The sequence below is a fragment of the Streptomyces sp. NRRL F-2664 genome (assembly GCF_000719345.1).
Classification (GTDB): domain Bacteria; phylum Actinomycetota; class Actinomycetes; order Streptomycetales; family Streptomycetaceae; genus Streptomyces.
In genome coordinates this window covers 1-1,953 of sequence record NZ_JOFX01000180.1, presented here as the reverse complement: position 1 = coordinate 1,953, position 1,953 = coordinate 1, and the positions used below count along the sequence as shown (strand labels likewise).

At 63.3% G+C, this 1,953-nt stretch carries 2 protein-coding genes; both read left to right on the top strand.

What is annotated here, in order from left to right; genetic code table 11:
* Window positions 1–680: hypothetical protein (locus IF89_RS46720; protein ID WP_158718128.1), on the top strand; the 680-nt coding region annotated here is incomplete at its 5' end.
* A 645-nt stretch (window positions 681–1,325) separates the two neighbouring features.
* Window positions 1,326–1,697: a winged helix-turn-helix domain-containing protein gene (locus IF89_RS50050; RefSeq protein WP_078628783.1), complete on the top strand. Its 372-nt coding sequence runs from the start codon at window positions 1,326–1,328 to the stop codon at window positions 1,695–1,697.
* Window positions 1,698–1,953: the final 256 nt, after the last annotated feature.

Here is a 1,953-nt window from a genome sequence, read left to right as displayed (position 1 = left end):
ACGGCACCGACTACACCCCCGCCCGCCTCTACCACCGCGAAACCGGCCGCTTCACCACCCGCGACCCCCACCCCACACCCCTCAACAAATACCAAGCCTTCAACACGGACCCTGCAAATGGCGTAGACCCTTCCGGAAACCTCACCCTCCGGATAATCCGGAAAATGCTGTCTTCTAAAACCGCAAGCACTCCAGACGCCTCCGGGTTGCCTGCGAAACCCGACTACCGAGAAGCCGCACGAGTGCGTGCCGCTAATGCACAGACAGCACTGGCAGCACGTGAGCAGAGTAAATCCGCACGAAAAAATCAGCGAACAGAAGCGGGCAAAGAAGATGAAGCCCCGAAAATAACGAGACTTCCAGACGGAAGCCTGAAAGTCACCCTGAGTGCCGATGGGCCGAAGTACACAAAAGAGGACTTCTTCACCGCAAGGCCTTCAAATGTCTTCTCGGGCTCGGAGAGCGGCGGAATGGGGAACAACATTCTGACCGACGGAATCAGCAGGGGCCGGGACGCCTCAAACCTAGTCCCGAAAAACGTAGTACCCCCGAAGGGGTCCACAGCGGATAAGATTAGCGGAACTTTGATTGTTACTTTAAACTTGGAGATTAAGGTACCCACGGAAGAGGAGCGCCGCAACGCCTTCGTCTGGAATTCTTTTTCGCCCGAAAATAAGTGATTGAAAAGTTAGCTTATCGACAGCGAGAAGCCAGCCTCCCCCATTTCTCATATGCGGTCCTGGCTTGAGGTCTCTCTGTTCTGGGTCATGCTGTGGGCGGTCATGCGTCTCTTCCCATCTCTTCGAAACGGATGGCGTTGCCGGACGGAGCCGGGCTGCGTCGGCATCTGGCAGCCCACGGCATTGAGGTCGTCGAGGTCAATCGTCCTGACCGGGCAGCCCGGCGGCGACGCTCAGGCCAGACCGATCGGCCGACGCCGGAGCAGCAGCCTAGGCGGACGGGCCACCGGAGCCCCTAAGCGGTCTTGTGTAATTCGGCTGTGGTGAGGGCATATCGGCTGGTGGGAGGGGGCGCCGTGCCGAGACTGCTGGTACTTGAGCTTGCGCCGGATCAGAGGAGTGATGTCGAGAAAACGCTGCGACGACGGGACCTGGCGCCGCACACGCGTACGAGGGCCGAATGCGTCAGGCTGTCGGGCCGGGGGCGGACATCGACGGAGATCGCGGAGATTGCTGCGGTGCACCCGGTCACGGTGCGGGGCGCGCTTCGCCGACACGCCGCGGCGGGCTGCCGGCCCTGGCTGACGCGCCCCGCTCCGGCAGCCGCCGAAGGTCACCCGAGGCGATCTGGACGCGCTGGAGGGCATGCTGGACCAGTGCGCCGAGAACGGCGGCCCGTCGTGGACATTGCCCAGGATGGCTGCGTGGCTGGAGCAGGAGCGCGGTGCGCGGATCCACTCCGCACACCTGTCTGTGCTGATCAAGCGGGACGGCTACCGGTACAAACGGACGCGGACCACTGTGCGGCCCAGGCCGACGAAGCCCTCCAGCAGATCGCAGAGGATCAGCTGGAGGGCCTGCGGCTGTACGGCTGAGGGCCGAATCCGACGCCCACCGGGTACACCTGGGCCCGCCGCGGCACCCGCGCGCTCGTCCAGCAGACCCCGCAAGACGCTCGGCTGGAAGACACCAGCACAACGCGTCGCCCCGTGCGGTCAGACACGCGTACAGCTCTGACCGGAAGCGTGGCACTTCCGCGAACGCTCCCGCAAGACGCCCTGATACACCAGACTCACGACCACGGCCTTCGCGCTGATCCACTCTGTGACGGAGCACAGGATCCGACGAAGGCCGCCCTCACATCCGCTGAACTGCGAAAACACCGATCAAGTACGAGGCTGGTGTGAGTAGTGGTGCATGAGTCGCGGTTCCGGCGCCGTGTTGGCCTGGCTGCTCCTGTTTCATCCCGAGGCGCCGGGTTGTGCGCCGTGCG

Coding starts and splice junctions, on each gene's coding strand:
- IF89_RS50050 (WP_078628783.1), top strand. CDS start 1,326: ATGCTGGACCAGTGCGCCGAGAACGGCGGCCCGTCGTGGACATTGCCC.